Below are 22,349 nucleotides of genomic sequence, written 5' to 3' on the forward strand. Positions count from 1 at the left end.
GTCTCCTGATGCGGATGAAATCTAGAAGCCGAGCACGTCGGCATTGATGGAGGCTTCGAGCCCACCATCGGTGGGAAGATTGGCGCCATTGATCCAACGCGCGCCGTCCGAGCACAAGAACAGGATGGCCGGCGCGATATCGGCCGAGGTACCTGCCCTGCCGACGCGCGTGATGTCGCTGTCGACGCGGGCGTCGCCGAGCACGGCGCGAAACTGCTTGAGGATCGGCGTTTCGACGGGGCCTGGGCTGACGGCATTGACCCGAATTCCGCGATCTCTGAAGAGGGGCTGATGTACAGCCCGCATGGTCCAGAGCAGCAGAAGCTCCTTGGACAAGGGATAACCCTCCTCGTCCTTCAGCCCATGCTCGCTGACGAGAGCAGCGACGTCGGGAAAGCCCTCGATTGTCGTCAGTGTCTTTGCCCGCTCCAGATTGGCGCGCCAGCCATAGCCGGCGATCGAGGCGACATTGACGATCGCCCCGCCCTCGCGCAACCGAGGCGCGACGGCTTCGGAAAGCGCGCGCAAGCCGTAGAAATTGACAGCGAGCGTTGCTGCGACGCCGGTGCTTCCCGAAAGTCCTGCGACATTGGCCAGAGCATCGATGCGGTTCGGCAGCTGCCGGACGATGTCTGCGACGCCGCTGGCCGTCGAGATATCTCCCTTGATGAAGGAGCTGATGCCAGACGACGGTTCGCGCATGTCGATGCCAATGACATCCGCACCCATTTGTCCCGCAAGTTCCGCGGTGCGCGCGCCGATGCCCGAGGCGACCCCGGTGACGAGGATGGTCTTGCCGAAAAGCATGATTTCACCTTTCTCATGAAATGCGACGATAGGTGCCGCCGCTATTGTTTGTCCTTGAAGAGTTCGGAAACCGTGAGCTTGTAGCCGACGGGCAGCAGTTGCAGATCGAAGCGTCGCTCGATGGCGCCCCAAAGGCCCTGCGGCAGATAGAGGGAGAAGAGGAGCGCCACTGCGCCGAGGCCGACCAGATACCAGACGCCGGTTCCGCCGAAGACGGTTTCGATGACGAAGAACAGCAGGGCGCCGAGGATCGCGCCCTCGAATTTGCCGATGCCGCCGACGAGCACCATGAAGATCATGTAGGCGGTCCACTGCACGCTGAAATAGGTCTTCGGCTGAAAGGTGACGGCCGTTGCCAGCCAGAGGCCACCGGCAACCGCGATACCGAAGGCGGCGAGCACGAAGAGCAGCCGCTTGGTCGCGGCCACCCTGACGCCGACGGAGGTTGCCGCATCCTCGTTGTCGCGGATCGCCTGCATGGCGGCGCCGGCGCGGCTGCGCATGAGGGCAAAGAGAGCGCCGAGCAGGGCAATCATCGCGGCAAGCGCCAGCCAATAGATCACGACGCGCCGCGTGCCGCTGTCATAGGCGTTGAGCGCGATGAGCGAGGTGCCGGTTTCCCCCTGGATGAGCCGGTCAAGATTGACGAGCAGGTGGGCAAGCTCGGCGATCACCCACATGCCGATGGCAAACTCCCCGCCCTTCAGCCGCAGCATGAACCAAGAGAGCGGCACGGAGAGGATGCCGGTAATGATGGCAGCAACGAAGAGCGAGACGAAGGGATCAAGCCCGGCATCGGCGAGACGGATGGTGAAATAGGCACCAAGACCGAAGAACACCTGCTGGCCGACGGAGACGAGGCCGCCGAAGCCTGCGAGCGCATTCCACATGGCGGCGAGGATCACGTAGATGAACAGCGCCGTCATCCGGTCGATGGCACCGGCGCCCAGGAAGGCGGGCGATACAGCCAGCAAGATGGCTGCGACTGTCATGACGGCCAGTGTCAGGCGCGATGATGCCGTCCAGCGCTCGATGGATATTCCGGGTGCGATCACGGTCATGACGGGCTCCGAAGAAGCGCGCGGACCCTGCCAAGCCCGGGCACGCCGAACCGTTGGAGCCGCACAAAGAGGACGAGCAGGAAGGCGACATGGCCGCCGATCAGGAAACCCTGCGGATGGATCTGAGCACCGACCGATTGCGCAAGGCCAAGGACGATGCCGCCAAGCAAGGTTCCCCAGAGCGAGCCGGCGCCGCCGATGACGGCCGCTTCGAAGGCAAACAGCAATTGCGGCCCGCCCGAATAGGGATTGAAGGTTGCCCGCATCGCCAGAAACGCGCCGGCAATGCCGATCGTGACCATGGTGATCGCGGTCGCGACCGCGTTGACCTTGCGGGCATCGATGCCGACGAGCCCCGCCGTATCCGGGTCTTCCGCCGTGGCGCGGATCGAACGGCCGAGCGCGAAACGGCTGAGGAAGAATTGGAGCCCACCGAGGATGACGATCGCGGTCACCATCATCAGCACGGCAAGCTTGCCGACGAAGATATGGCCCGGCAACTGCCAGGAGGCGTAGGAGAGGTTGCCGATGAACGGCGCCAGCGAGCGCGTGTCAGCGCCGAACTGTTCGAACAGCAGATTGTCGATGACGATCGACAGGCCGAAGGTCGTCAGGATCGGCAGCAGCGTACCGCCGCGCGCGCTGCGCTCCAGCACGAACCTCTGCAACAGCCAGCCGAGCGCAGCCATGACCGGCAATACAATCAGAAGGCCGGCAAAGGGCGGAATGCCGAGTTTGGCGGCGAGCAGCCAAAGGCCATAGGCGGCAACGACGGCAAGGCTGCCATGCGCGAGATTGATGATGCGCATGACCGAGAACATGAAGGACAGTCCGCAGGCGATGACGGCGTAATAGCCGCCGAGCAGGATGCCTTGAATGAGCGTGTTGATCATGAGGCGCTCCTTTCAGCTGCTTGCCGGTTGAGCCCGAAATAGGCCTGGGTGACCTCCTCGCGCGTTACGCCATTGGCCGGCCTGTCGAGCACGATGCGCCCTTCGAGCATGCAGATGACGCGGCTGGCGACGCCCATGGCGCGGGCCAGATCCTGTTCGACGAGAACGATCGTCGTGCCCGATGACAACAGGCTTTGCAGCTGCTGATAGACGCGGTCGACCACCAGCGGCGACAGGCCGAGGGATACTTCATCGAGCAGCAGGATATCGGGATTGCTCATCAGCGCCCGGCCGATCGCCGTCGCCTGCTGTTCGCCGCCGGAGAGATGTCCGGTCTTGGCATGGCGGCGCGGTTTCAGGTTCGGAAAGGCGTCGAAGACCCGCTCGACCGTCCATTCGCCGCGGCGGCCGGCGCTTTTGCCGAGCATTAGATTTTCCTCAACGGTCATCTGCGAAAACAATCGCCGCCCCTCCGGCACCAGGGCGACACCCTTGGCGATGCGTCTGTGCGAGGGAACGGTGGTAACATTCTCGCCGTCGAACAGGATCTGGCCGCCCGCCGGAAGATGAGCGCCGGCAATGGAACGCAGCAATGTCGTCTTGCCGGCGCCGTTGGCTCCCACAAGTGCCAGCACCTCGCCTTTGGCCAGATCAAAGCTGACATCGCGCACGGCCTGCAACAGGCCGTAGCGGACATCGAGATTGCGAATGGAAAGAATGCTCATACGGGCGCTCCTCCGAGATAGGCGCGCACGACTTCAGCATCGCTCATGACCGCCTTCGGATCGCCGTCGGCAATGATCTTGCCGGCATCCATGCAGATCAGCCGTTCGACCACCTGAAGCAGGATATGGACCATGTGTTCGATCCAGACGATGCCGATGCCGCGGCGGCGCAATTCGAGAATGGTTTCCACCAGCTCGCTCGCCTCGCCGTCGGTCAGCCCGCCGCCGATCTCGTCGAGCAGCAGCAGCCGGGGTCCGGTCGCAAGCGCCCGGGCAAGCTCCAGGCGCTTGCGGTCAAGCAGGCCGAGCGTATCGGCATGGCGATTGGCAACGCCGAGCATACCGCAGAGCCGCAGGGAATCGACCACGCGCTCATAGGCCTCGTCGCGGCTGGATGTCTTGCTGTGCGAGGCGGCGACGAAGACGTTCTCGAAGGTCGTCATGCCGCTGAAGGGTTTTGGGATCTGATGCGTTCTCACCAGCCCGGAGCGACAACGGTCGGCTGCCGTCAGCGCCGTGACGTTCTGTCCGCCGAAGGTGATGGTCCCGGCATTTGGCTGGAATGCACCGGCGAGCACGCTCAGAAACGTCGTCTTGCCGGCACCGTTCGGACCGACGATGCCGACGGCATCGCCATCGCCCATCGAGAAGTCGAGGTTGTCCAGAACCACAAGCGCCCCGAAGCGCTTGTGGATGCCCTTGGCCGCCAGGAAATCCCGTTCCGGCCGCTGTTGCTCTTTGCCCTGCACGATGCCGTTATCCGTTGTAAGCGATGAGTTTGGCGCCGACGGGCACGTTCTGATCGGTGACGTGCTCGGTCACGACATAATCGAGCGCAAATTTTGAGCCGGCCGGGGCCTTCACCCATTGCGTACCGATGATCGGCCCCGGAGAAACGTTAGCGACGGGACCGCTGGTAAAGTCCACCTTGCCGGCGATCGTCGTGGTCTTCAGCGTGCTCATCGCCTTGGCGACGGCCGCCTTGTTTTTGACGTCGACGGCGGCCTTCAGCGCATCGAAGCCGGCATCGAGCAGCGACAGGCTGGCGCCGAGCTGCTGCGTCCACTGCTTGCCGCTCGCCGCCTCATAGCCATCGGCCAAATCATTGCCGGAGATACCCGTCAGCGATGACTTGTACGGGAAGGCCTTGTGCCAATAGGCGGCGCTGGCGATGTTCATTCCGAGGTCGCCCAGCGCCTCGATATCGGACGGGAAGAGGCCGGTCTTGGCGACCTGGCAGATCTTGATCTGCTGGGTGAGGCCCTGCTGCGCCGCCTGCCGCCAAAAGGCCGCGAAATCCGGCGGGATCGGGAAGCTGTTGAAAATCTCCACGCCCTCCTGCCGGAAAAGCGCGATCTGCGAGGAGAAATCGGTGGTGCCCGTCTCATAGGCGCCGGGATCGACGATGGTGAAGCCGGCCTTGGCAAGCGCCGGTGCCAGATTGGCGCGGATCGCGTTGCCATCGGCATCGTTCGGATACATGACACCGACCTTCTTGTTGGTCTCGATCAGGTTCCATTGCGAAATATAGGTCTTGAGGAATTCGCCGACACCGAAGCCGAAATGATAGGTCCACTTGAACGGCGACGGCGCGCCGGGCTTGGCCCCACGGCCGAAATACCAGGCCTCCCACGGCATGACGGTCGACAGGCAGGGCACGCCTGCTGCCTCGCAGGCATCGGCGACCGGATTGATCGTCTCGGGCGTCGAGACCACCAGCATCAGGTCGATGGCCTGATTGTTGATCAGGTCCTTTGCCAGTTGGCCGGCGCGCGACGGATCGGACTGCGTGTCGCGGTCGAGAATCTCCACCTTCCATGTCTTGCCGCCCGCCTGCAGTCCGGCAGCCAGCGCCTTGCGCGCCAGCTCCAGGACGTAGCCATCCGTCTCGCCGAAGCCGCCAAGCGGGCCTGTACGCGGGCTGATAAACCCGACCTTCAGCGTATCGTCCGCAGCAAAGGCCGACCGTCCGCCCAAGGCAAGTGTGGCCGTACCAGCCGCCGTTGCGGCCATGAACCCACGCCGCGTCAATCCAGCGTTCAATATCGGCCTGTTGAAACTACCTGTCATGAAATAATCCTCCCTTGTTGTCGGAGCCCTCTTACTCCGCATGTCTCAGTCCCTTGCCAATCAGGCGCCTTGGAAGGCTCAGATCGGATATTCTCGTTTGCCCGAGGCAAGCGTGATCCAGCGCAGCTCGGTGAACTCATCGATCGCCGCCTTGCCGCCGAAGCGGCCGTAGCCGCTCGACTTGACGCCGCCGAACGGCATTTGCGGCTCGTCGGCGACGGTTGCCTCGTTAATGTGGCAAATGCCCGTCTCGATGCGTCTTGCAACCGAAAGCGCCTGGTTGATGTCGCGGCTGAACACGGCCGATGACAGGCCATATTCATTGTCGTTGGCGACGGTGACCGCCTCGTCGATGCTGTCGACCCGGATGATCGCCGCGAGCGGCCCAAAACTTTCCTCGCGATAGATCCGCATTGCCGGCGTCACGTGATCGATGATCGTGGCGTCGATCTGCGTGCCGCGCGCCTGACCGCCGCAGACGACGACGGCGCCCTTCTGCGAGGCATCCTCGACCAGCGTGCGAACACGCCGTGCGGCTTCAGCCGTAATCATCGTCCCGAGCGGTGTGTTGCCGTCGCGCGGATTGCCGGCGACAAGCGTCTCGGCCCTCGCCCTGAACTTCTGGACGAATTCATCGGCGATCTCTTCCATGAGGATGATCCGCTCCGTCGACATGCAGATCTGACCCTGGTTCATGAACGCACCGAAGGCGGCGGCACGAACGGCCTCGTCGATATCCGCATCGGCAAGCACGATGAACGGCGCCTTGCCGCCAAGCTCCAGCAGGCACCGTTTGAGATGTCGCGCTGACGCTTCGGCAATGAGGCGCCCGACACGCGTCGAGCCGGTGAAATTGATCCGGCGCACCGCCGGATGTGCAATCAAGGCCTCGACGATCACAGCTGCATCCTTCGGCGCATTGGTGATGACGTTGAGCACACCCGGCGGGAAGCCCGCCTCGCGCAGCACATCACCGATCAAGCTATGAGTTTTGGGGCAGAGTTCGGATGCCTTCAGAATGACGGTATTGCCGCAGGCAAGCGGCATGGCGATGGCGCGCACGCCAAGGATGATCGGCGCATTCCAAGGCGCGATCCCGAGACAGACTCCGGCCGGCTGGCGCAGCGCCATGGCAAGGCTGCCCGGTTCGCTGGAAGGAATAATCTCGCCGGCGACCTGCGTCGTCATGGCGGCCGCCTCGCGCAGCATATCGGCGCCGAGAGTGCAATTGATCCCCGCCCAGAGTGCCGTCGCCCCGGTTTCACCGACCATAGCTTCGACAAAATCTGCCATGCGGGCGGTCAGAATATCCGCGGCCCTGTTCAGGAGTGCTCGCCGCTCGCTGGGTCCAGTCTGCGACCACAGAGGAAAGGCGGCTGCCGCGGCACAGGCGGCGCGAGCAGCGTCTGCCACCGAAGCGGCCGGAGCGATCGTCGCGATATCGCCGGTTGCCGGATCGAGGCTTTCAAAGCTTGCGGCATCGGACGCATCCAGCGCTTCATTATCGATCAGCAGTTTTGCCACGAACATGGCGATCTTCCGCTCTTGGCAGGCTATGCCTGCAGTGATCTGAATGAGAGAAAGCGCGCACGGTCAAACGCGGCCGGGATTGCAGCCTTGCGAGACCATATCTTTGTGCGGAGACCTCCTCCCAAAGGCTCATGAGAAGAGATTACGTGGTTGTTGTGCGCTTTGAATGCAATTTTCTGGGTTAATATTGCAATTATCTGGCAATCATGACACGTTTTCGTCATGCCATGCGAAGGAGGACGCGGTGGTTTCCGACAGCGGCATCCATCTTCATGCACGGGGAGAGTGGCGCGAGCCCTCTCTGGCGCCTCGCACGATCCGTTTCCAGAAGGGCGTCTATGCCCAATTCCATCACCTCTTCCTGCTGCAGACGGGAGCGGCAACACTGGTTCCCGAGGGTGAAGACCACAGATCCTTGCGTGGGCCAACCATAGCTTCTCTACCACCTCAATTGCGCTGCGAACTGCACATGGCGGCCGGTGCCGCCGGCTTCATCATCGGCGCCTCGCCGCAGATTATGGTCGACGCGATCGGCGACCGGGCGGAATCCTACGCGCTCAGAATTTTCAGCGAACAACCGTGGTTCATGGCCGAGCCGAATATCGATGCCGTCAACGAGCTGCAACCGCTCGTCACCGGCTTCGTTCGCGAACTCGGCGACCCATCACGCGCCTCATGGATGGCGATTTCGGCCTATATGCGGCTGACCCTGATGGCGCTTTGGCGAGCCGGCGGCGCCGAGACCGCAGAGCAGCGCGGACGCGGCGGCAGTGCATCGATCCTGCAAAGATACCGGCAATTGGTGGAAGCCTGGTTTCGGCACCATCGGCCAATGACAGACTACGCGCGCGAACTCGGTGTGACCACCGATCGCCTGCATGCGATCTGCCGCGGCGCGCTCGGCCGCTCCCCTGTGCATTTGCTGCATGAACGGGTGGTACAGGAGGCCAAGTTGCGATTGGAGCGCTCGGCACGAACGGTCCAGGAAATTTCAGACGGGCTCGGCTTTCGCGACCCCACCTATTTCAGCCACTTCTTCAAGAAGAAAACCGGCTTTTCGCCGGCCGCCTATCGCGACGTAGCCCGCCGGAGCAACGTCGCGGAAAGCACGCTTTCCTCAGGCTATGCCGATTGGCCGTGATGTCGGGCAACCGAAGCACAGCTCAGACAATCAGCCCCTTCATCGGCAGGACGTGATCCGATCCCGGGAAGACATCGCGCGTCAGTGCGACCGGCGACGCTCCAAGCAGATCGACCGCGATGCCCTTGACGACGGCGCGCAGATCCGTGGTGGCTGCAAGATCGCGGCCGTCGCGCAACTGCGCCTGCTTGAGACCCGGCCAATCGGCAATCACCCGGCCGCCCTTGATCGCGCCGCCTGCGAGGAAAGCTGTGGTACCAGTGCCATGGTCAGTGCCTTGCGTACCATTGACCTGTGCGGTGCGGCCGAATTCGGTCGCAACGAAGATCGCGGTGTCTTTCCAGGCCGGGCCAAGCTCCTGCTGGAACGCGGCAAGGGAATTGTCCAGCCCGACAAGAAGCTTGTTGAGCCGATCCACCTCGCCGGCATGGGTATCCCATCCTTCGAAGGCAAGCGCTGCGACGCGAGGGCCATCATCCTGCGCCAGGAGGCGCGCGGCGCCTCTCGCCATCTGCTCCATGCCCGTGGGATCGCCAGGTCCGCCCCTTGCCTTGACGTCGAGGCCGGCGGCGATCTTGCCGGTCGAAATCCCCTCGGCGAGAATTTTCGCGAACAAGGGATCGGTGTGGCTATAGAGATCCATCAGCCGCGGCGGCAGGTCATCGCTGACCGGCTGCAGGTTGGACGGCGACCAGCCGAGCACCGGCGCCTTGCCGCGAATGACCAGCGGCGCATTGGCGCCGACGGACAATCCACGGATCTCCGATGCGCCGGGCGCAACCTTGTCGCCCTTCGGCAAGCCCTCGAGCATCCGGTTCAGCCAGCCGGAATCGACGCGTCCAGGCATTTCGTAGCCAGACTCCAGCACATCCTGCCCGTCGAAATGCGACCGGTCGCGATAGGGCGTCGCGCTGGCATGCACCACGGCGGCCTGCCCCGCCCGATAGAGCTTGTTGAAATTCGGCATCGACGGATGCAGCGCAAAGAAGCTGTCGAGAGGAAGAGCGGCGCTGGGGCCACTTGTGGTCATGGCAATTGCCTGCCGTAGCGTCGCATAATCGGGATCGCCGACGGGCGGAACCGCCGTCAATCCATCGAGCGCGCCGCGCAAAATGATCGTGATGAAGCGCGGATCGCGCCCGCCGGCGGCGTGGGCAAAACGCGGGATGAAGGCCCAGGCGAACAGGGCGCCGGAGGCACCAAGCACGGCACGACGGGTGGGGGTCATGAGTTCGCAGGTCATGGTCAGCGCCTTTGAAATTCGGGGGAAAGATAAGCGATCGTCAGGCCTTGATTGCGGGTCTCCGCACGCGATACCGCCTGCAGCGTTTCCTTCGAGAGAAGCGGCCCAAGGCTGTCGGAAACGAAGCGGCGCGGATCGACCTGGGGCGGTACTCCATTGGCGATCATATTGGCGACATCCATGCGCATGCTGAGGCTCTCGCTGGAGGCCCAGGCATCGACGGTGTCGGCAAAGCCGTTGGGGCCGGCAGGCGCCCAGAACGGTTGGCCCATAGCGGTCAATGCGCCGAGAATCACATTCGGCTTCGGCGTCTCACCGCTCGCCCGCAAAAGTGCGCTCATGAATTCCAGCGGCGAGCGAACCTTCGACAGCGTCGGGTTCCAGGCGTCTTCGGAACCGACGAGCGCCCGATAGACAGCGGAAAGATCGCCGTCGGTCTTACTGAAGGTCGCAGCGACGGTCTGCACAAGCGCCGCTGGTGGGGTATCGGCAACGAAATGCCGGACGAGCTTGGTGGCGATATGCTGCGCTGTCGCCGGTTGGCGGGCGAGATCGTGCAGCGCTTCCCGTCCCTGCCCCACGCCGTTGTCGGCGTAAGTGAGGCCGAGCAGGGTCTGGTCGCCGGGCTCGTGAGCGCCCGCGTTGAAGACGAAGGTGCCGGGTGTCCCGAGCTTGCCTTCGGCGCGCGCCACCGTCCAGCCGGTGATGATCTTGGCAAGCGTCGTCACGTCGGTCTGCGTATAGCCGCCATTGACACCAAGCGTGTGGAGTTCCAGCGTCTCGCGGGCGAGGTTCTCGTTGAGCCCGCGCTTCTTGTTGGCATTGGCCTTGGAGTTCGGCCCGATCGACTGTTGATTGTCGAGATAGCCGAGCATGGCCGGATGGGTCTCGACAGCTAGCAGCATGTCGGCGAAACGCCCGAAGACATGCGGCCGGATGGCTTCGCGCTCGAAGGCACCGGCAACAATGTGAACTTCCTCGCTCTTCGAAATCGCGACCGAGAAATGGTTTGCCCAGAACATGGCGAGCCGCTCGCCGAATCCGATCAACGGCTGCCGTATGGTGCCGTTGAAACGCGCGTCTACTTCGGCCAGCAGAACCTGCTGCGGAAGATAGGGCATCTGGGGCTTTTCCAGCTTCTCGACCGCCTTGCCGATCGCCGCTGCCATTGTCTGATTATTCGGCTGGGCCGCCATGGCTTGATTGTTCGGCTGTCCTGTCATGGCGCTGGGAGGCTGCTGCGGCTGTTGCGGCCCTTGCTTCGGCTTGTCCTGCGGTATGGCGGCGACAGCCGTGGCGGCCTGTTGTCTCGCCTCCTTGCGCTCGTCCTGGAATGCGTAAAGGGACACGAGAAGATCGGCGGTCGATTGAAGCTGTGGCCCGACCGGGACGGGCACGAAGCGCTCGGTGATTTCTTCCAGCAAGGCACCGCGCGGATCGGAAGCGATCGAGGTGGTGCCATTATGGTCTGCCCCTAGCCCAAAGCGGGAAAGGGCAAGCGCGGCATAGATATCATTGGACTGCTGGGCCATGGTCTTGCCAACTCCTGCATCAGATATGTCCCTTTAACGCAGGCATGGTTTCGATCCGTCGCTCGGCAAGTGTGATCATTTTATGGCAGCGGCCCTTGGCATGCTGCGGCGGATCAGGCTTTCCGCGAGCACCCGACGCTCGTCGTAAGAGAGCGTTGCCGCGAAATCGACAGCGCGCTGCTCCAGCTTCGCCCTGAGGGCGATATCGGCATCGCGCGCCCTTGCCAGGGCGGCCGAAAGCGCCGCCTTGTCGAGCGTCGGCTGCCCCAGGATGGAGGCAGCGTCGACCTTGGCCTGCTGCGCCTCGAGAATGCTCTGGCGCTCATCCTTGCGCGCGTCGTTGAGCGCCGCGCGCAGCGCCTTCTTCTGGGACGAAGGCAGCTGCTCGCCGGCGAGCGGCATCATTCCGGCCGGCGCCTGGGTCTTGCGTATCCATGTGAGCCCGCCCCCCGCCAACGCACCGATCAGAAACGTGTTCAGCACCAGCAGAGAAATGACCACTATTCGAAAGCTGCGATCCGTCATTGGCTGTCCTGCACTATGCCCGCGTCCGGTCCGATATCGCCGAACATGGTTGCGGTTCCGTCGGAGACGACCGAGGTATCGGATGTCAAGCTCGGAGCCAGCACGGCGATGGCAATGCTGCCAGCAAGCGCGCCGGCTATGCCGACACCCACGAGGCCGATACCGGCGGAGCCGAAGCGGAACCAGTTTCGTATCGTCAGGCGGCGAACGAGCCTTGCGAGAATTCGGTTCTCGAGATCGGCGTGGCGAGATTTCACGACATAGGTGTCGAGCAGTGCATCCAGATCGGTGGCGCGCGCAAGCGTCTCGATGGCGGCTGGGCCCTTGGCGAACTCCCGCGCGGCCGCGCGTTCGGCCTGCGGCCACCGGCCGATATCGCCGCCATAGGCAGCGGTCAGCGCTTCGAAGCGCTCAGCATTCATCCGACCCGCGATACTCTCAACCATCGCCCTGTTCCTTCAACAAAAGCACCTGCAGGGAACGCCTTCCACGCGCAAGCAGGCTTTCCAGTGCGTCGACACTGACGTCCATGACCTCGGCAGCCTCGGCATTCGACAGCGCCTGATAGTAAACCAGGACGATCGCCTCGCGCTGCCGGGGCGCAATCATCTGCATGGCCCGCTCCACACGCCTGGACGGATCGTCGTCGCTCATCAGACCCGCATCCGGCGCCGGCCCCTCATATTCGATATCGGGCGGCTGCTCGGCAAGAACGTCCTTGCGCCGCCGCAGCCGATCGTAGCAAAGATTGATCGCTACGCGATGCACCCAGGTACTGAAGCGGGCATTGCGCTGGCGCCAGCCGCCGGCATTCCGCCAGACGCGCAGGAACGTTTCCTGCGCCACATCCTCGGCCTCGGTCGCATCGCCAAGCATACGGGTCGCAACGGCAATGATGCGCGGCAACTGCCGGGCTATCATCATACGCATCGCCGAAACGTCGCCCGCAGCGATACGACCGAGCAGATCCTCATCCGGGTCGCCACTCCTGGGCGTGCGATCCCACTTCATCGACAATCGCCACCGTTTCCGTTTCCCGCGATACCGGCATGGCACGCCGGCTTCGACCTTCCGGCCGGCAAGTCCCGCCTGGACGTCAACTCCGGCAAGCACGGCCAATCGGATCGCAGCATCTCGGTCAGCGTATCATCCTTCGACATCAAACACAGGTTCACATCAATTGAACGGTATGCCGGGAGAATTCCGTCGCTTTCACGTCGCGGGCTTTCGAATTTTCTTTTCAAGCCGCCAAGGACCACCCACCAGGCAAACACAGAAGAGCCGGCTCACCCGGAGGCAGAGGTTTCAACCTCCCCTGCCCGGGTTTGCCGGCACTTCGCATGGTCGGATGCGAAAGCTTCCGCTCGATCAGAGCGTCAGCAGATCGCTCGTCGTCAGATCCTGCTCATTGGTCGAATAGAAACTTCCGAAATTCGGCATCTGCGACTGCTGTGCCTTCATGGCCTGCTCGAACTGGCTCTGCGTCAACGATCCGGAACCGGAGGTATCGAGGCTCTTGAACAGCGACGTTGCCTGATCTGCGCTGACGTCGGATGGACGGGCAGCGACGAATTCGGATTCGCTGACGCTGCCGTCGCCGTCCGTATCCATGGAGGAGAATGCGGTGGACAGCTGGTCATCGCTCATCTGCCCGCCAGCCTGCGCGTGATGGCCGTGATGCCCTGCCTCCATGGCTTTCCCGAGCTGCGCCTCGGTGAGCGAGCCGGTGTTGTTCGTGTCGAAGCTCTGGAACAATTGCTGCGCCTGAGTTTCGCTGACGTCCGATGGGCGCGCGGCCACAAATTCCGCTTCGCTGATATTGCCATCGCCATTGGTGTCCATGGCGCTGATCATATTGCTTTGGCTGCTATCCTGGCTGCCGGTTGCGGAAGCCTGCTGAGTGCTCGACGTCGAACCGCTGGAGTTGCTATTCGAATCCGATGTGGAGCTATCGCTGCCGGTGCCGGCCTGCAGATTGAGAATCATATTCATCAGCTGCGCGACCAGCTGCTCCGCCGAAGCGATCAGAGACTGATCGTCCGAAGAGGACGATGAGGAACTCGTGCCGGAAGAACTGCCCGACGAATTACCTGAGGAGCTATCGGACAGCAAGGATGCAATGGAATCATCTGCCGTCGACGCTGTCGAACGCGATGTCAGATATTGATAGTAGTTGCTCGATGAGATCGAGGATATGCTCGTCATTGGGGCCTCCAGATACGAGCGTTGAGAGGAACTCGGATGGCTTATGCGTACGCGACTTGAACATGTTCGACGCCAGACCCCGCCGTATGAAGGCGAAAGCACGACTTCGATGATCGATATGAGCGGATGGACTTGCGAACGCCGCTGGTCAAACGCGTCTTGCGCCCCAACTTGACCGATGCGTCGTTTCCAGAGCAAGCGAACCCGGGATCGCCCCGCCAATACTTGTCGCCATCATGGCTATATCAGCATCTGCACATTTTCGATTTTCACTTCCCAACATGGGGAAATTGCACGAGGAAACTTGCGCGTGGCTTATAGGCGCTTGACGAATACATTCTGTTGCGATTTCCTTCCCCAATTTTTAGGGAATATATAAATTCCGCCACTTTGTTGAGCGCTGCTGGTATATTGGCTCCGGCACCGGGCGGCATTGATGGAACAAGAATAAAAGAAGAGGGGCTCAGCTTGGAAATCGGTTTCTGTGGAGAGGTGAATGAGGCGAACTAAGGAGGAGGCGGCAGAAACGAGGAGCGAGATTTTGCAGTCTGCAAAGGCTCTGTTTCTCGACAGGGGCTACGAGAATGTTAGCCTGGAGGAGATAGCCGCAGCCGCCGGTGTCACGCGGGGAGCAGTGCACTGGCATTTCAAGAACAAGCAGGGGCTGATGTTCGCGATTCGCGACGAGGCCCAAGAGCCGTTTCAGGAATTGGCGGAGCGGATGTCCAAGGAGCTGCCGCCCAATCCGCTCGATCTCATCGCCGATACGATAGCAGCGATATTCGACGACGTTCACGGTGATCCGCGCAAGCGCAGCATGCTGAAGGTGATGATGCACCTCGACATGGCGTTTTGTGACGGCACCACCAGCCGTGCAAGCTCGTTCCGGCACGACATGCACGAGAACTTCGAACGCATATTCACGCTGATGGATGAAAAGACGAAACTTCCGGCGCCCTGGACGCCGGATACGGCCGCCTCCGCACTGACGGCAGTCATCGGCGGCCTGATCACCGAATGGACGCTCGACCGGGGCAATTTCGAGCTGGTCCCTTGCGGACAGATGTTCATCAAGATGGTGCTGAAGACGTGGTTTCCCCTGGCCCAGGCGCAGGAGCTGGCGATTACGGCCGTCTGACGATTCCGGGAAAGGCGCGCAGCGGTTTTCCCTTCGGAATGATCTGGGAATGACGAGAACGCTTCGACGTCTCTGCCAAACGCAGAACAGATCCCCAAAAGCCTGGAATAAAAAAAGGACCCGGAGGGAAAGCCAGGTCCTTTATTTTGATCGGAGGTCAACCGATCGATGAAAGAAGCCCGACGGATTGGAACGTCGGGCTCCTCTTACCCGACGCGAGGCCGGGTAATTCTCTATTAGAAGCTACGCTCGAAGCGCATGATACCAGCCCACTGATCCTGGTTCACAGAATCGAAGTTGGTGTAGGAAACTTCCGGACGGAGCGTCAGGTTCTTAACCGGATTCCAGGTGAGGTTCGTCGTAGCGGCGAAGATCTTGGAGTCGGTGTAGGCGAGCTGGATGTTCCACTTCAGCTTGTCGTTGATCGGAACGCTACCGCCGCCCCAAACAGCCCAGTCACCCCAGCCGCACTTCGACGGGTCGTTAACGGGGCAAGCCGAACGATCGAGATTGGTACCGGCATACTTGTTGAGCTTGTCGCCGTCGGTGTTGTAGCCGCCCATCAAGAAGGCCGAGAACACGCCGAAGTCAGCGTCGACGCGAACCTTGACAGCACCTTCTTCGACGATCGAGTCGTAACCGCCGACAACCTTGACGCCCCATGCGCCGGACTTGAAGCCGAGACCGGCGACAACATCAGGAGCGTAGTGGTTGGACTTGTCGTCCGTCCACCAGCTTGCACCGTAGGATGCCGAACCGTCGGAAGCGGAGTTCGAGTCTTCGAGCGAGACCATAGCCGTGAAGCCGTTGCCGGCGTCGTAGTTGTAGGTCAACTGGTTGAGTTCGTACGGGCCGTCATAGATCACGTCGTCGTTGATGACGTCGCCGGCGTAGCCGACATACAGGTTGTACTGCGAGTCGAGCTTACCGACCGTGAAACCACCGAGGCTGATGTTGGCGAACAGGAGCTTCGTGGAGGTCGAGCCGCCGTCGTTCCAGTCCCAACGGATAACCGTGTTGGTCTTCAGAGGACCGTATTCGGTGTCGGTTGCGGTGTCGACGCTCAGCTCAGCACGGGTGTGCCACAGCGTACCGACCCTGCTGTTCGGATTGTAAGCGTCGTACCACTCGCCTTCAGAACGGACGCGACCGCCAATCTTGAGGCAGGTTTCCGTGCCCGGAATGAAGAAGTAGCCAGCACCGTATGCGTCGCAGATGCGAACGTATTCCAGCGGCTCGGGCTCAGCGGCAACGATTGCGTCGGCTGCATGGGCACCCGATACTGCTGCCAGCGCAGCAGCGGAGCCGAGAAGAAGGCTCTTGATGTTCATTATTAAACTCCTGGTTGTAATATGCATTTCAAATCTACCGCGAGCGCACAACTGGAGCACCACCTTAGAGATCGCTTCGTTCTAAACGCGACCGGGTAGCCCGGCAAATACGCACCTGATGTTGGCTTGAGTCCCCTCGAACCTCCATGATTGCCCCCGCGGCAAAGGGCTTGAAATGCCTCTACCGATCCGACCGATTACTCGACCGTAAGACAACTTTTGTCCTGTATTTGGTTTACAAACAGCCCGTATGTTTGTCAATTATATGAAACACGCTCAAGCGTTAGTCTTGGCCTATGTTGCTTAAATGCAACTTGCGACGGCGGGCATATCGAGCTTCCTGCGGCGATCGCGGAGATATCCCTGTTGATGCAAACATCTGCCAATCAAGACGATCAACCACATCTGATGGTAGCGCGTTTCGGCAATCGGCGGGAGCATGGCGACCAAACCCAATTGCGACGATGCTATCGAGGCGGGCACGACGAAACGGCAAGAGGGCCCTAGTCCACCGGCTTGAGCAAAGTTCAGAAACAAAATTCAATAAATCGGTACACACAGAAATATTGAATTTTCCTAGATTCCAGCGAGTCGCGCCATCTAAGAGGGAAAAATCGCGAATGAATGAGAACCGGCTGATCTTCATAGCGACACCCTGCTTCGGTGGCCTCGTTACCAAGGACTACATGCAGTCCATCTTTTCACTGATGCAGACGGGCGCGCAGGCGGGCATACAACTGACACTTGCTCTGCTCGGCAATGACGCCCTGATTACCCGCAGCCGCAACACGCTCGTTTCGTCTTTCCTGAACGATACCACGGCGACCCACATGCTCTTCATCGACGCCGACATCAGCTTCGAGCCCGATCAGGTCATGAGACTGCTCGGAGCCGACAAGGATGTGGTCGCCGCCATGTATCCCATCAAGGACTACGATTGGGACACGGCCGCCCGCATCAATTCACGTGATGGCGTAACACTTTCGTCCGCCGCACTTCACTATGTCGGCACCCCGCTTGTCGGCCAAGTCGCCGAGCGTGAAGGCGATTTCGTCAGTGCCATCTATGCAGGCACAGGCATGCTTCTGATCAAGCGCAACGTCATTGAAAAAATGATCGTCGCCTATCCGGAACTGCGCTACAACGCAATCCACGCCTATCCCAGCACCAAACGCTCGCCGGGCACCCAATACGCCCTGTTCGAATGCATGATCGAGGAGGGGACGGGAATCTATCTCAGCGAAGATTTCGCCTTTTGTCACCGCTGGCGAGCGCTGGGCGGCAAGATCTGGCTCGATACGGCCAGCAAGCTCTCCCACACCGGTCCTCATCGCTTCGTCGGCAATACCGCGCCGCGTTACTGAGGCGGCGCAATACCGAACACCCAGATTTGCACGATTAAGTTGCATTCTTGCGGATGCAAGGATGGCCAATCGCGGCAAATATGCCGCCGCTGCTGCGGGCTTGACAGAAGACAAGGGTAAGGCTTAGCCTTTCCGCATTCACCAGGGGGGTCCCGGCAAGGGGCTGAGATACTGCTGGACAATATGGCTTTGCCTGTTGTGGCGCAGTGACCCGTTGAACCTGATCCAGTTCATACTGGCGTAGGGACGGTGCAAGCGCTCAAGGGCTACGGATTCACGCGTGGAATCCATGCTGGCGTCTTTTCATCATTCCGGCTGATTGACTGGGTCTCCAACAACAACTTGGAGCCTCAAACGATGAACATTGCCGCAAAGAACCTCACTCCGACCGTTACGACAGGCCCGATGCCGGCCTCGCGAAAAATCTATGTCGCGGGCGACATCCATTCAGATATTCGCGTGCCGATGCGCGAGATCAGCGTCCATCCGACATCGGGCGAGCCGCCTGTTGTCGTCTACGATTCCTCCGGCCCCTATACCGTCGAGGGCGCCGACATCCGCATCGAGCAGGGCCTGCCACAGCTGCGCCGTGACTGGGCGCTCGCCCGCGGCGATGTCGAGGCTTATGAGGGTCGCCATGTGCGCCCCGAAGACAACGGCTTTGTCACCGGCGAACGGCTGACACCGGAATTCCCGGCCAAGCGCCAGCCGCTGCGGGCCAAAGACGGCAAGGCAGTCACCCAGCTTGCCTACGCGCGCGCCGGAATCATCACGCCGGAAATGGAATTCATCGCCATTCGCGAAAACCTCGGCCGCAAGGCGAAAGCCGAAGCCCTGATTCGCGATGGTGAAAGCTTCGGCGCTCATATCCCGGACCATGTGACGCCGGAATTCGTACGCCAGGAAGTCGCCGCCGGTCGCGCGATCATCCCTGCCAACATCAACCATCCCGAGGCAGAGCCGATGATCATCGGCCGGAATTTTCTGGTGAAGATCAACGCCAATATCGGCAACTCCGCCGTCACCTCCTCCATGGCGGAAGAGGTCGAGAAGATGGTCTGGGCCGCCCGCTGGGGCGCCGATACCGTCATGGACCTTTCGACCGGCCGCAACATCCACAACATCCGCGAATGGATCATCCGCAATTCGCCGCTGCCGATCGGCACCGTGCCGCTCTATCAGGCGCTGGAAAAGGTCGGCGGCATCGCCGAAGACCTGACCTGGGAGGTCTATCGCGACACGTTGATCGAACAGGCCGAACAGGGCGTCGACTATTTCACCATCCATGCCGGCGTGCGGCTGCATTACATCCCGCTTACCGTCAACCGCGTCACCGGCATCGTCTCGCGCGGCGGCTCGATCATGGCCAAGTGGTGTCTTCATCATCACCGCGAAAGCTTCCTCTACGAGCATTTCGAGGAAATCTGCGACATCTGCCGCGCTTATGACGTCTCCTTCTCACTGGGCGATGGTCTTCGCCCCGGCTCGATCGCCGATGCTAACGACGCCGCGCAATTCGCCGAGCTGGAAACCCTCGGCGAGTTGACCAAGATCGCCTGGGCTAGGGATTGCCAGGTGATGATCGAAGGCCCCGGCCATGTGCCGATGCACAAGATCAAGGAAAACATGGACAAGCAGCTTGCCGTCTGCGGCGAGGCGCCCTTCTACACGCTCGGGCCGCTGACGACGGATATCGCGCCGGGTTACGATCACATCACGTCGGGCATCGGCGCTGCCATGATCGGCTGGTTCGGCACCGCGATGCTCTGCTACGTCACCCCGAAGGAGCATCTGGGGCTACCCGATCGCAACGACGTCAAGACCGGCGTCATCACCTACAAGATCGCCGCCCACGCGGCTGACCTTGCCAAGGGGCATCCGGCCGCGCAGGTGCGTGACGACGCCTTGTCGCGCGCCCGCTTCGAGTTCCGCTGGGAAGACCAGTTCAATCTGTCGCTCGACCCGGATACCGCCCGCAGCTTCCACGACGAGACCCTGCCGAAGGAAGCGCACAAGGTCGCGCATTTCTGCTCGATGTGCGGCCCGAAATTCTGCTCGATGCGGATTTCGCACGATATCCGCGCCGAGGCGCAGAAAGAGGGGCTGGAGGCGATGGCGGCAAAATATCGGGAGGGTGGCGACCTCTATATGCCGATCGACGCCACCGCACATCCGGCCGAGTGAGATGCGTGCTCTCGTCAAAGGGGCCGGCGTTGCCGGCCTCACGGTCGCCCACGAACTGATCCGGCGCGGGGCTGAGGTCACGATCTCGGACCCAAGCCGAAACTTTCTCCGCGCCGCCTCCTGGCTCGCCGGAGGCATGCTGGCGCCCTGGTGCGAACGGGAGAGCACTGATGAGGCCGTGTTGGAGCGCGGTCGTGATTCCGCTGATCGTTGGGAAAAGATTTTGCCCGGCAAGGTCGTCCGAAACGGAACGCTCGTGATCGCACCGAACCGCGATCAAAACGAGCTGAGGCGATTCGCGAGCCGCACGACGGGCTATCGCTGGGTGGACGAAGACGAAATCGCCGTCCTGGAACCCTGGCTTGCCGGTCGCTTCCGACAGGGCCTGTTCTTTCCGCAGGAAGCGCATCTCGATCCCCGCGACGTCCTGCAGTCATTGAAAGACGATCTGTCGGCAAAGGGCGTCGCCTTCATCGATGAAATTGCCGATGATGCCGGATACTCTGAAATCATCGACTGCACCGGAGCTGCCCGCATTGGCCAAACCCAGGCGCTGCGCGGCGTGCGGGGCGAGATGGCGTTTCTGCGGACGGAGGAGGTCACCCTCGCCCGGCCTGTCCGCCTGCTGCATCCACGCTTTCCCGTCTATATCGTGCCGCGCGGCAATGGCCTGTTCATGGTCGGCGCAACAATGATCGAAACGGAATTTCCCGGAGCGATAAGCGCCCGCTCGCTGATGGAGCTGCTGAACGCGGCCTATGCCGTGCATCCGGCCTTTGCCGATGCCGCCGTCGTCGAAACCGGAGCCGGCATCCGACCCGCCTTTCCGGACAACCTCCCGAAGGTAGCGCGGGAGGGCAAGATCATCCTCATCAACGGCCTTTATCGCCACGGCTTCCTGCTGGCGCCAGCGTTGGCAGCAGAGGCCGCGGATCTCATCTTTTCCGGACACACCAGCGACAGGAACCGCCAATGCGCCTGATCATCAACGGCGAAACGCAGATCGTCGACGCGACCACATTGTCGCAGCTTCTGACCACGCTCGAATATGAGGGCGAATGGCTGGCAACCGCCGTCAACGGCGAACTCATCCATCGCGAAGAGCGCAACGACCATACCCTGTTCGACAATGACAAGATCGAAATCCTGACCCCGATGCAGGGAGGCTGACCCGTGCTTGAACTCTATGGAACCCAAATTGCATCACGCCTTCTTCTCGGCACGGCGCGCTACCCCTCCCCGGCCATGCTGGCGGAAGCCGTCAAACGATCGCAAACCGGGATCGTGACGGTATCGCTGCGCCGGGAAACGGCGGGCGGGCGCAATGGCGGAGCTTTCTTCGAGATGATTCGCGAACTCGGCGTTCGCGTCCTTCCCAATACTGCCGGCTGCCATGGCGTATCCGAAGCCGTGCTAACAGCGAAGATGGCGCGCGAGGTCTTCCGGACTAACTGGATCAAGCTCGAAGTCATCGGCAACCATGACACGCTGCAGCCGGATGTCTTTGCGCTGGTGGAAGCGGCGAAAATCCTTACCGACGAGGGATTCGAGGTCTTTCCCTATACGACGGACGATCTGGTCGTCGCCGAGCGGCTGCTGGACGCCGGCTGCAAGGTGCTGATGCCATGGTGCGCGCCGATCGGCACGGCTGCAGGGCCGCTCAACCTCTCGGCGCTGCGCTCGATACGGGCACATTTCCCCGAGGTGCCGCTGATCGTCGACGCCGGTATCGGCAGGCCTTCCCATGCGGCTGTCGTCATGGAACTCGGCTTCGATGCCGTGCTCTTGAACACAGCCGTTGCCGGCGCCGGCGACCCGGCGGCGATGGCGGAAGCCTTCGCCAAGGCGATCGATGCCGGCCGGCAGGCGTCTGGCGCCGGTATGCTGGAGCCGCGCGATATGGCCGTGCCCTCGACGCCCATTATTGGAAAGGCGGTCTTCTCGTGACGCTCGACCCCTTCTATCTGATTGTCGATAGTGCCGCCTGGATAAGGAGGCTGGTGCCGCTCGGCGTCAAACTGGTGCAGTTGCGCATCAAGGATCGCCCGCTGTCCGAGATCCGCGCCGAAATTCGCGAATCGAAGGCAATTTGCGCCGCCCACGGGTGCCAATTGATCGTCAACGACTACTGGCAGCTCGCGATTGAGGAGGGTTGCGACTTCATCCATCTCGGCCAGGAGGATCTCTCGACCGCCGATCTCTCTGCCATACGGGCAGCCGGACTGAAGCTGGGGCTGTCAACGCACGACGAGGCGGAACTGGCGACGGCGCTCGCTGCCGAACCCGATTATATAGCGCTCGGGCCGATTTATCCGACCATCCTCAAGGCCATGCCCTGGGCGCCCCAGGGGCTGGAACGCATCGGCCAGTGGAAGGCCCGCATCGGCGATCTCCCGCTTGTCGCAATCGGTGGCCTGACCGTCGAGCGTATCGCCGGCGTGTTCGAGCACGGCGCCGACATTGCGGCCGTCGTGACTGACATCACGCGCAACCGCGACCCCGAATCGCGAACGCTCGAATGGATCAAAACCACACGGCGATTGCCTCGAAATTGACAAGATCGGGGCAATAGCACCGTGCAAAAGTGCGATTTTCAGCGT

The 22,349-nt window shown here is 61.6% G+C and carries 22 protein-coding genes and 1 riboswitch; of the genes, 8 read left to right on the forward strand and 14 right to left on the reverse strand.

Annotated features, from left to right (window positions below; all coding sequences use genetic code 11):
- Positions 1-21: 21 nt before the first annotated feature.
- From ACIQWP_RS27405 to ACIQWP_RS27435, 7 genes are all read right to left on the reverse strand, one after another.
- On the reverse strand, positions 22-807 hold the full coding sequence (locus tag ACIQWP_RS27405; protein WP_402794344.1) for a coniferyl-alcohol dehydrogenase: 786 nt from the start codon (positions 805-807) through the stop codon (positions 22-24).
- 41 nt (positions 808-848) lie between these two features.
- Positions 849-1,868, reverse strand: a complete 1,020-nt coding sequence (locus ACIQWP_RS27410; protein WP_402794347.1) for a branched-chain amino acid ABC transporter permease — start codon at positions 1,866-1,868, stop codon at positions 849-851.
- A complete protein-coding gene (locus tag ACIQWP_RS27415) occupies positions 1,865-2,761 on the reverse strand; it encodes a branched-chain amino acid ABC transporter permease (RefSeq protein ID WP_402794350.1) in 897 nt (298 codons plus the stop codon). The genes ACIQWP_RS27410 and ACIQWP_RS27415 overlap by 4 nt, the downstream gene beginning before the upstream one ends.
- Positions 2,758-3,486, reverse strand: a complete 729-nt coding sequence (locus tag ACIQWP_RS27420) for an ABC transporter ATP-binding protein (RefSeq protein WP_402794353.1) — start codon at positions 3,484-3,486, stop codon at positions 2,758-2,760. Before ACIQWP_RS27420 ends, ACIQWP_RS27415 begins: the two co-directional genes overlap by 4 nt.
- Positions 3,483-4,235: an ABC transporter ATP-binding protein gene (locus ACIQWP_RS27425; protein ID WP_402794354.1), complete on the reverse strand. Its 753-nt coding sequence runs from the start codon at positions 4,233-4,235 to the stop codon at positions 3,483-3,485. The genes ACIQWP_RS27420 and ACIQWP_RS27425 overlap by 4 nt, the downstream gene beginning before the upstream one ends.
- A gap of 7 nt (positions 4,236-4,242) precedes the next feature.
- On the reverse strand, positions 4,243-5,556 hold the full coding sequence (locus tag ACIQWP_RS27430) for an ABC transporter substrate-binding protein (protein ID WP_402794357.1): 1,314 nt from the start codon (positions 5,554-5,556) through the stop codon (positions 4,243-4,245).
- 78 nt (positions 5,557-5,634) lie between these two features.
- Positions 5,635-7,086 carry an aldehyde dehydrogenase gene (locus ACIQWP_RS27435; protein WP_402794360.1) on the reverse strand — a complete coding sequence of 484 codons (1,452 nt, stop codon included), beginning with the start codon at positions 7,084-7,086 and terminating at the stop codon, positions 5,635-5,637.
- Between the two features lie 244 nt (positions 7,087-7,330).
- Between ACIQWP_RS27435 and ACIQWP_RS27440 the strand changes: the two genes are divergently transcribed.
- Positions 7,331-8,227, forward strand: a complete 897-nt coding sequence (locus ACIQWP_RS27440) for a helix-turn-helix transcriptional regulator (RefSeq protein ID WP_402794362.1) — start codon at positions 7,331-7,333, stop codon at positions 8,225-8,227.
- A gap of 22 nt (positions 8,228-8,249) precedes the next feature.
- Here the strand turns inward: ACIQWP_RS27440 and ACIQWP_RS27445 are convergent, their stop codons facing one another.
- The 6 genes from ACIQWP_RS27445 to ACIQWP_RS27470 all read right to left on the reverse strand — a co-directional run bounded on the left by ACIQWP_RS27445 (position 8,250) and on the right by ACIQWP_RS27470 (position 13,732).
- A complete protein-coding gene (locus ACIQWP_RS27445; protein WP_402794364.1) occupies positions 8,250-9,470 on the reverse strand; it encodes a DUF1501 domain-containing protein in 1,221 nt (406 codons plus the stop codon).
- A 2-nt stretch (positions 9,471-9,472) separates the two neighbouring features.
- On the reverse strand, positions 9,473-11,002 hold the full coding sequence (locus ACIQWP_RS27450) for a DUF1800 family protein (protein ID WP_402794367.1): 1,530 nt from the start codon (positions 11,000-11,002) through the stop codon (positions 9,473-9,475).
- A 75-nt stretch (positions 11,003-11,077) separates the two neighbouring features.
- A complete protein-coding gene (locus tag ACIQWP_RS27455; RefSeq protein ID WP_402794370.1) occupies positions 11,078-11,527 on the reverse strand; it encodes a periplasmic heavy metal sensor in 450 nt (149 codons plus the stop codon).
- Positions 11,524-11,973: a hypothetical protein gene (locus ACIQWP_RS27460; protein WP_402794372.1), complete on the reverse strand. Its 450-nt coding sequence runs from the start codon at positions 11,971-11,973 to the stop codon at positions 11,524-11,526. The genes ACIQWP_RS27455 and ACIQWP_RS27460 overlap by 4 nt, the downstream gene beginning before the upstream one ends.
- Positions 11,966-12,583, reverse strand: coding sequence for an RNA polymerase sigma factor (locus ACIQWP_RS27465; RefSeq protein WP_402794536.1), 618 nt, complete (start codon positions 12,581-12,583; stop codon positions 11,966-11,968). The genes ACIQWP_RS27460 and ACIQWP_RS27465 overlap by 8 nt, the downstream gene beginning before the upstream one ends.
- 312 nt (positions 12,584-12,895) lie before the next feature.
- Positions 12,896-13,732, reverse strand: a complete 837-nt coding sequence (locus ACIQWP_RS27470; protein WP_402794375.1) for an EF-hand domain-containing protein — start codon at positions 13,730-13,732, stop codon at positions 12,896-12,898.
- A 496-nt stretch (positions 13,733-14,228) separates the two neighbouring features.
- Between ACIQWP_RS27470 and ACIQWP_RS27475 the strand changes: the two genes are divergently transcribed.
- Complete coding sequence (locus ACIQWP_RS27475) at positions 14,229-14,870, forward strand: TetR family transcriptional regulator (RefSeq protein WP_402794378.1); 642 nt, start codon at positions 14,229-14,231, stop codon at positions 14,868-14,870.
- Between the two features lie 236 nt (positions 14,871-15,106).
- Here ACIQWP_RS27475 and ACIQWP_RS27480 read toward each other — a convergent pair whose 3' ends face one another.
- Positions 15,107-16,201, reverse strand: coding sequence for a porin (locus ACIQWP_RS27480; protein WP_402794380.1), 1,095 nt, complete (start codon positions 16,199-16,201; stop codon positions 15,107-15,109).
- Between the two features lie 620 nt (positions 16,202-16,821).
- Between ACIQWP_RS27480 and ACIQWP_RS27485 the strand changes: the two genes are divergently transcribed.
- The 6 genes from ACIQWP_RS27485 to ACIQWP_RS27510 all read left to right on the forward strand — a co-directional run bounded on the left by ACIQWP_RS27485 (position 16,822) and on the right by ACIQWP_RS27510 (position 22,304).
- Complete coding sequence (locus ACIQWP_RS27485) at positions 16,822-17,565, forward strand: hypothetical protein (RefSeq protein WP_402794383.1); 744 nt, start codon at positions 16,822-16,824, stop codon at positions 17,563-17,565.
- Between the two features lie 133 nt (positions 17,566-17,698).
- Positions 17,699-17,830: riboswitch (TPP riboswitch) on the forward strand.
- A 92-nt stretch (positions 17,831-17,922) separates the two neighbouring features.
- Complete coding sequence (gene thiC / locus ACIQWP_RS27490) at positions 17,923-19,749, forward strand: phosphomethylpyrimidine synthase ThiC (protein ID WP_402794385.1); 1,827 nt, start codon at positions 17,923-17,925, stop codon at positions 19,747-19,749.
- Between the two features lies 1 nt (position 19,750).
- The gene (thiO, locus tag ACIQWP_RS27495; protein ID WP_402794387.1) at positions 19,751-20,731 is read left to right on the forward strand and encodes a glycine oxidase ThiO; all 981 of its coding nucleotides are present in this window, start codon (positions 19,751-19,753) and stop codon (positions 20,729-20,731) included.
- Positions 20,722-20,919 carry a sulfur carrier protein ThiS gene (gene thiS / locus ACIQWP_RS27500; RefSeq protein ID WP_402794390.1) on the forward strand — a complete coding sequence of 66 codons (198 nt, stop codon included), beginning with the start codon at positions 20,722-20,724 and terminating at the stop codon, positions 20,917-20,919. The genes thiO and thiS overlap by 10 nt, the downstream gene beginning before the upstream one ends.
- Positions 20,920-20,922: 3 nt before the next feature.
- On the forward strand, positions 20,923-21,696 hold the full coding sequence (locus ACIQWP_RS27505; protein ID WP_402794392.1) for a thiazole synthase: 774 nt from the start codon (positions 20,923-20,925) through the stop codon (positions 21,694-21,696).
- Positions 21,693-22,304: a thiamine phosphate synthase gene (locus tag ACIQWP_RS27510; RefSeq protein ID WP_402794394.1), complete on the forward strand. Its 612-nt coding sequence runs from the start codon at positions 21,693-21,695 to the stop codon at positions 22,302-22,304. The genes ACIQWP_RS27505 and ACIQWP_RS27510 overlap by 4 nt, the downstream gene beginning before the upstream one ends.
- The last annotated feature ends 45 nt before the right edge of the window (positions 22,305-22,349 follow it).

The sequence above is a fragment of the Rhizobium sp. NPDC090279 genome, assembly GCF_044769665.1.
In the GTDB taxonomy this organism is placed as follows: Bacteria; Pseudomonadota; Alphaproteobacteria; order Rhizobiales; family Rhizobiaceae; genus Rhizobium.

Coding starts and splice junctions, on each gene's coding strand:
- ACIQWP_RS27470 (WP_402794375.1), bottom strand. CDS start 13,732: ATGACGAGCATATCCTCGATCTCATCGAGCAACTACTATCAATATCTG.
- thiC (WP_402794385.1), top strand. CDS start 17,923: ATGAACATTGCCGCAAAGAACCTCACTCCGACCGTTACGACAGGCCCG.
- ACIQWP_RS27480 (WP_402794380.1), bottom strand. CDS start 16,201: ATGAACATCAAGAGCCTTCTTCTCGGCTCCGCTGCTGCGCTGGCAGCA.
- ACIQWP_RS27405 (WP_402794344.1), bottom strand. CDS start 807: ATGCTTTTCGGCAAGACCATCCTCGTCACCGGGGTCGCCTCGGGCATC.
- ACIQWP_RS27475 (WP_402794378.1), top strand. CDS start 14,229: ATGAGGCGAACTAAGGAGGAGGCGGCAGAAACGAGGAGCGAGATTTTG.
- ACIQWP_RS27415 (WP_402794350.1), bottom strand. CDS start 2,761: ATGATCAACACGCTCATTCAAGGCATCCTGCTCGGCGGCTATTACGCC.
- ACIQWP_RS27430 (WP_402794357.1), bottom strand. CDS start 5,556: ATGACAGGTAGTTTCAACAGGCCGATATTGAACGCTGGATTGACGCGG.
- thiS (WP_402794390.1), top strand. CDS start 20,722: ATGCGCCTGATCATCAACGGCGAAACGCAGATCGTCGACGCGACCACA.
- ACIQWP_RS27435 (WP_402794360.1), bottom strand. CDS start 7,086: ATGTTCGTGGCAAAACTGCTGATCGATAATGAAGCGCTGGATGCGTCC.
- ACIQWP_RS27455 (WP_402794370.1), bottom strand. CDS start 11,527: ATGACGGATCGCAGCTTTCGAATAGTGGTCATTTCTCTGCTGGTGCTG.
- ACIQWP_RS27485 (WP_402794383.1), top strand. CDS start 16,822: ATGAATGAGAACCGGCTGATCTTCATAGCGACACCCTGCTTCGGTGGC.
- thiO (WP_402794387.1), top strand. CDS start 19,751: ATGCGTGCTCTCGTCAAAGGGGCCGGCGTTGCCGGCCTCACGGTCGCC.
- ACIQWP_RS27420 (WP_402794353.1), bottom strand. CDS start 3,486: ATGAGCATTCTTTCCATTCGCAATCTCGATGTCCGCTACGGCCTGTTG.
- ACIQWP_RS27410 (WP_402794347.1), bottom strand. CDS start 1,868: ATGACCGTGATCGCACCCGGAATATCCATCGAGCGCTGGACGGCATCA.
- ACIQWP_RS27460 (WP_402794372.1), bottom strand. CDS start 11,973: ATGGTTGAGAGTATCGCGGGTCGGATGAATGCTGAGCGCTTCGAAGCG.
- ACIQWP_RS27450 (WP_402794367.1), bottom strand. CDS start 11,002: ATGGCCCAGCAGTCCAATGATATCTATGCCGCGCTTGCCCTTTCCCGC.
- ACIQWP_RS27445 (WP_402794364.1), bottom strand. CDS start 9,470: ATGACCTGCGAACTCATGACCCCCACCCGTCGTGCCGTGCTTGGTGCC.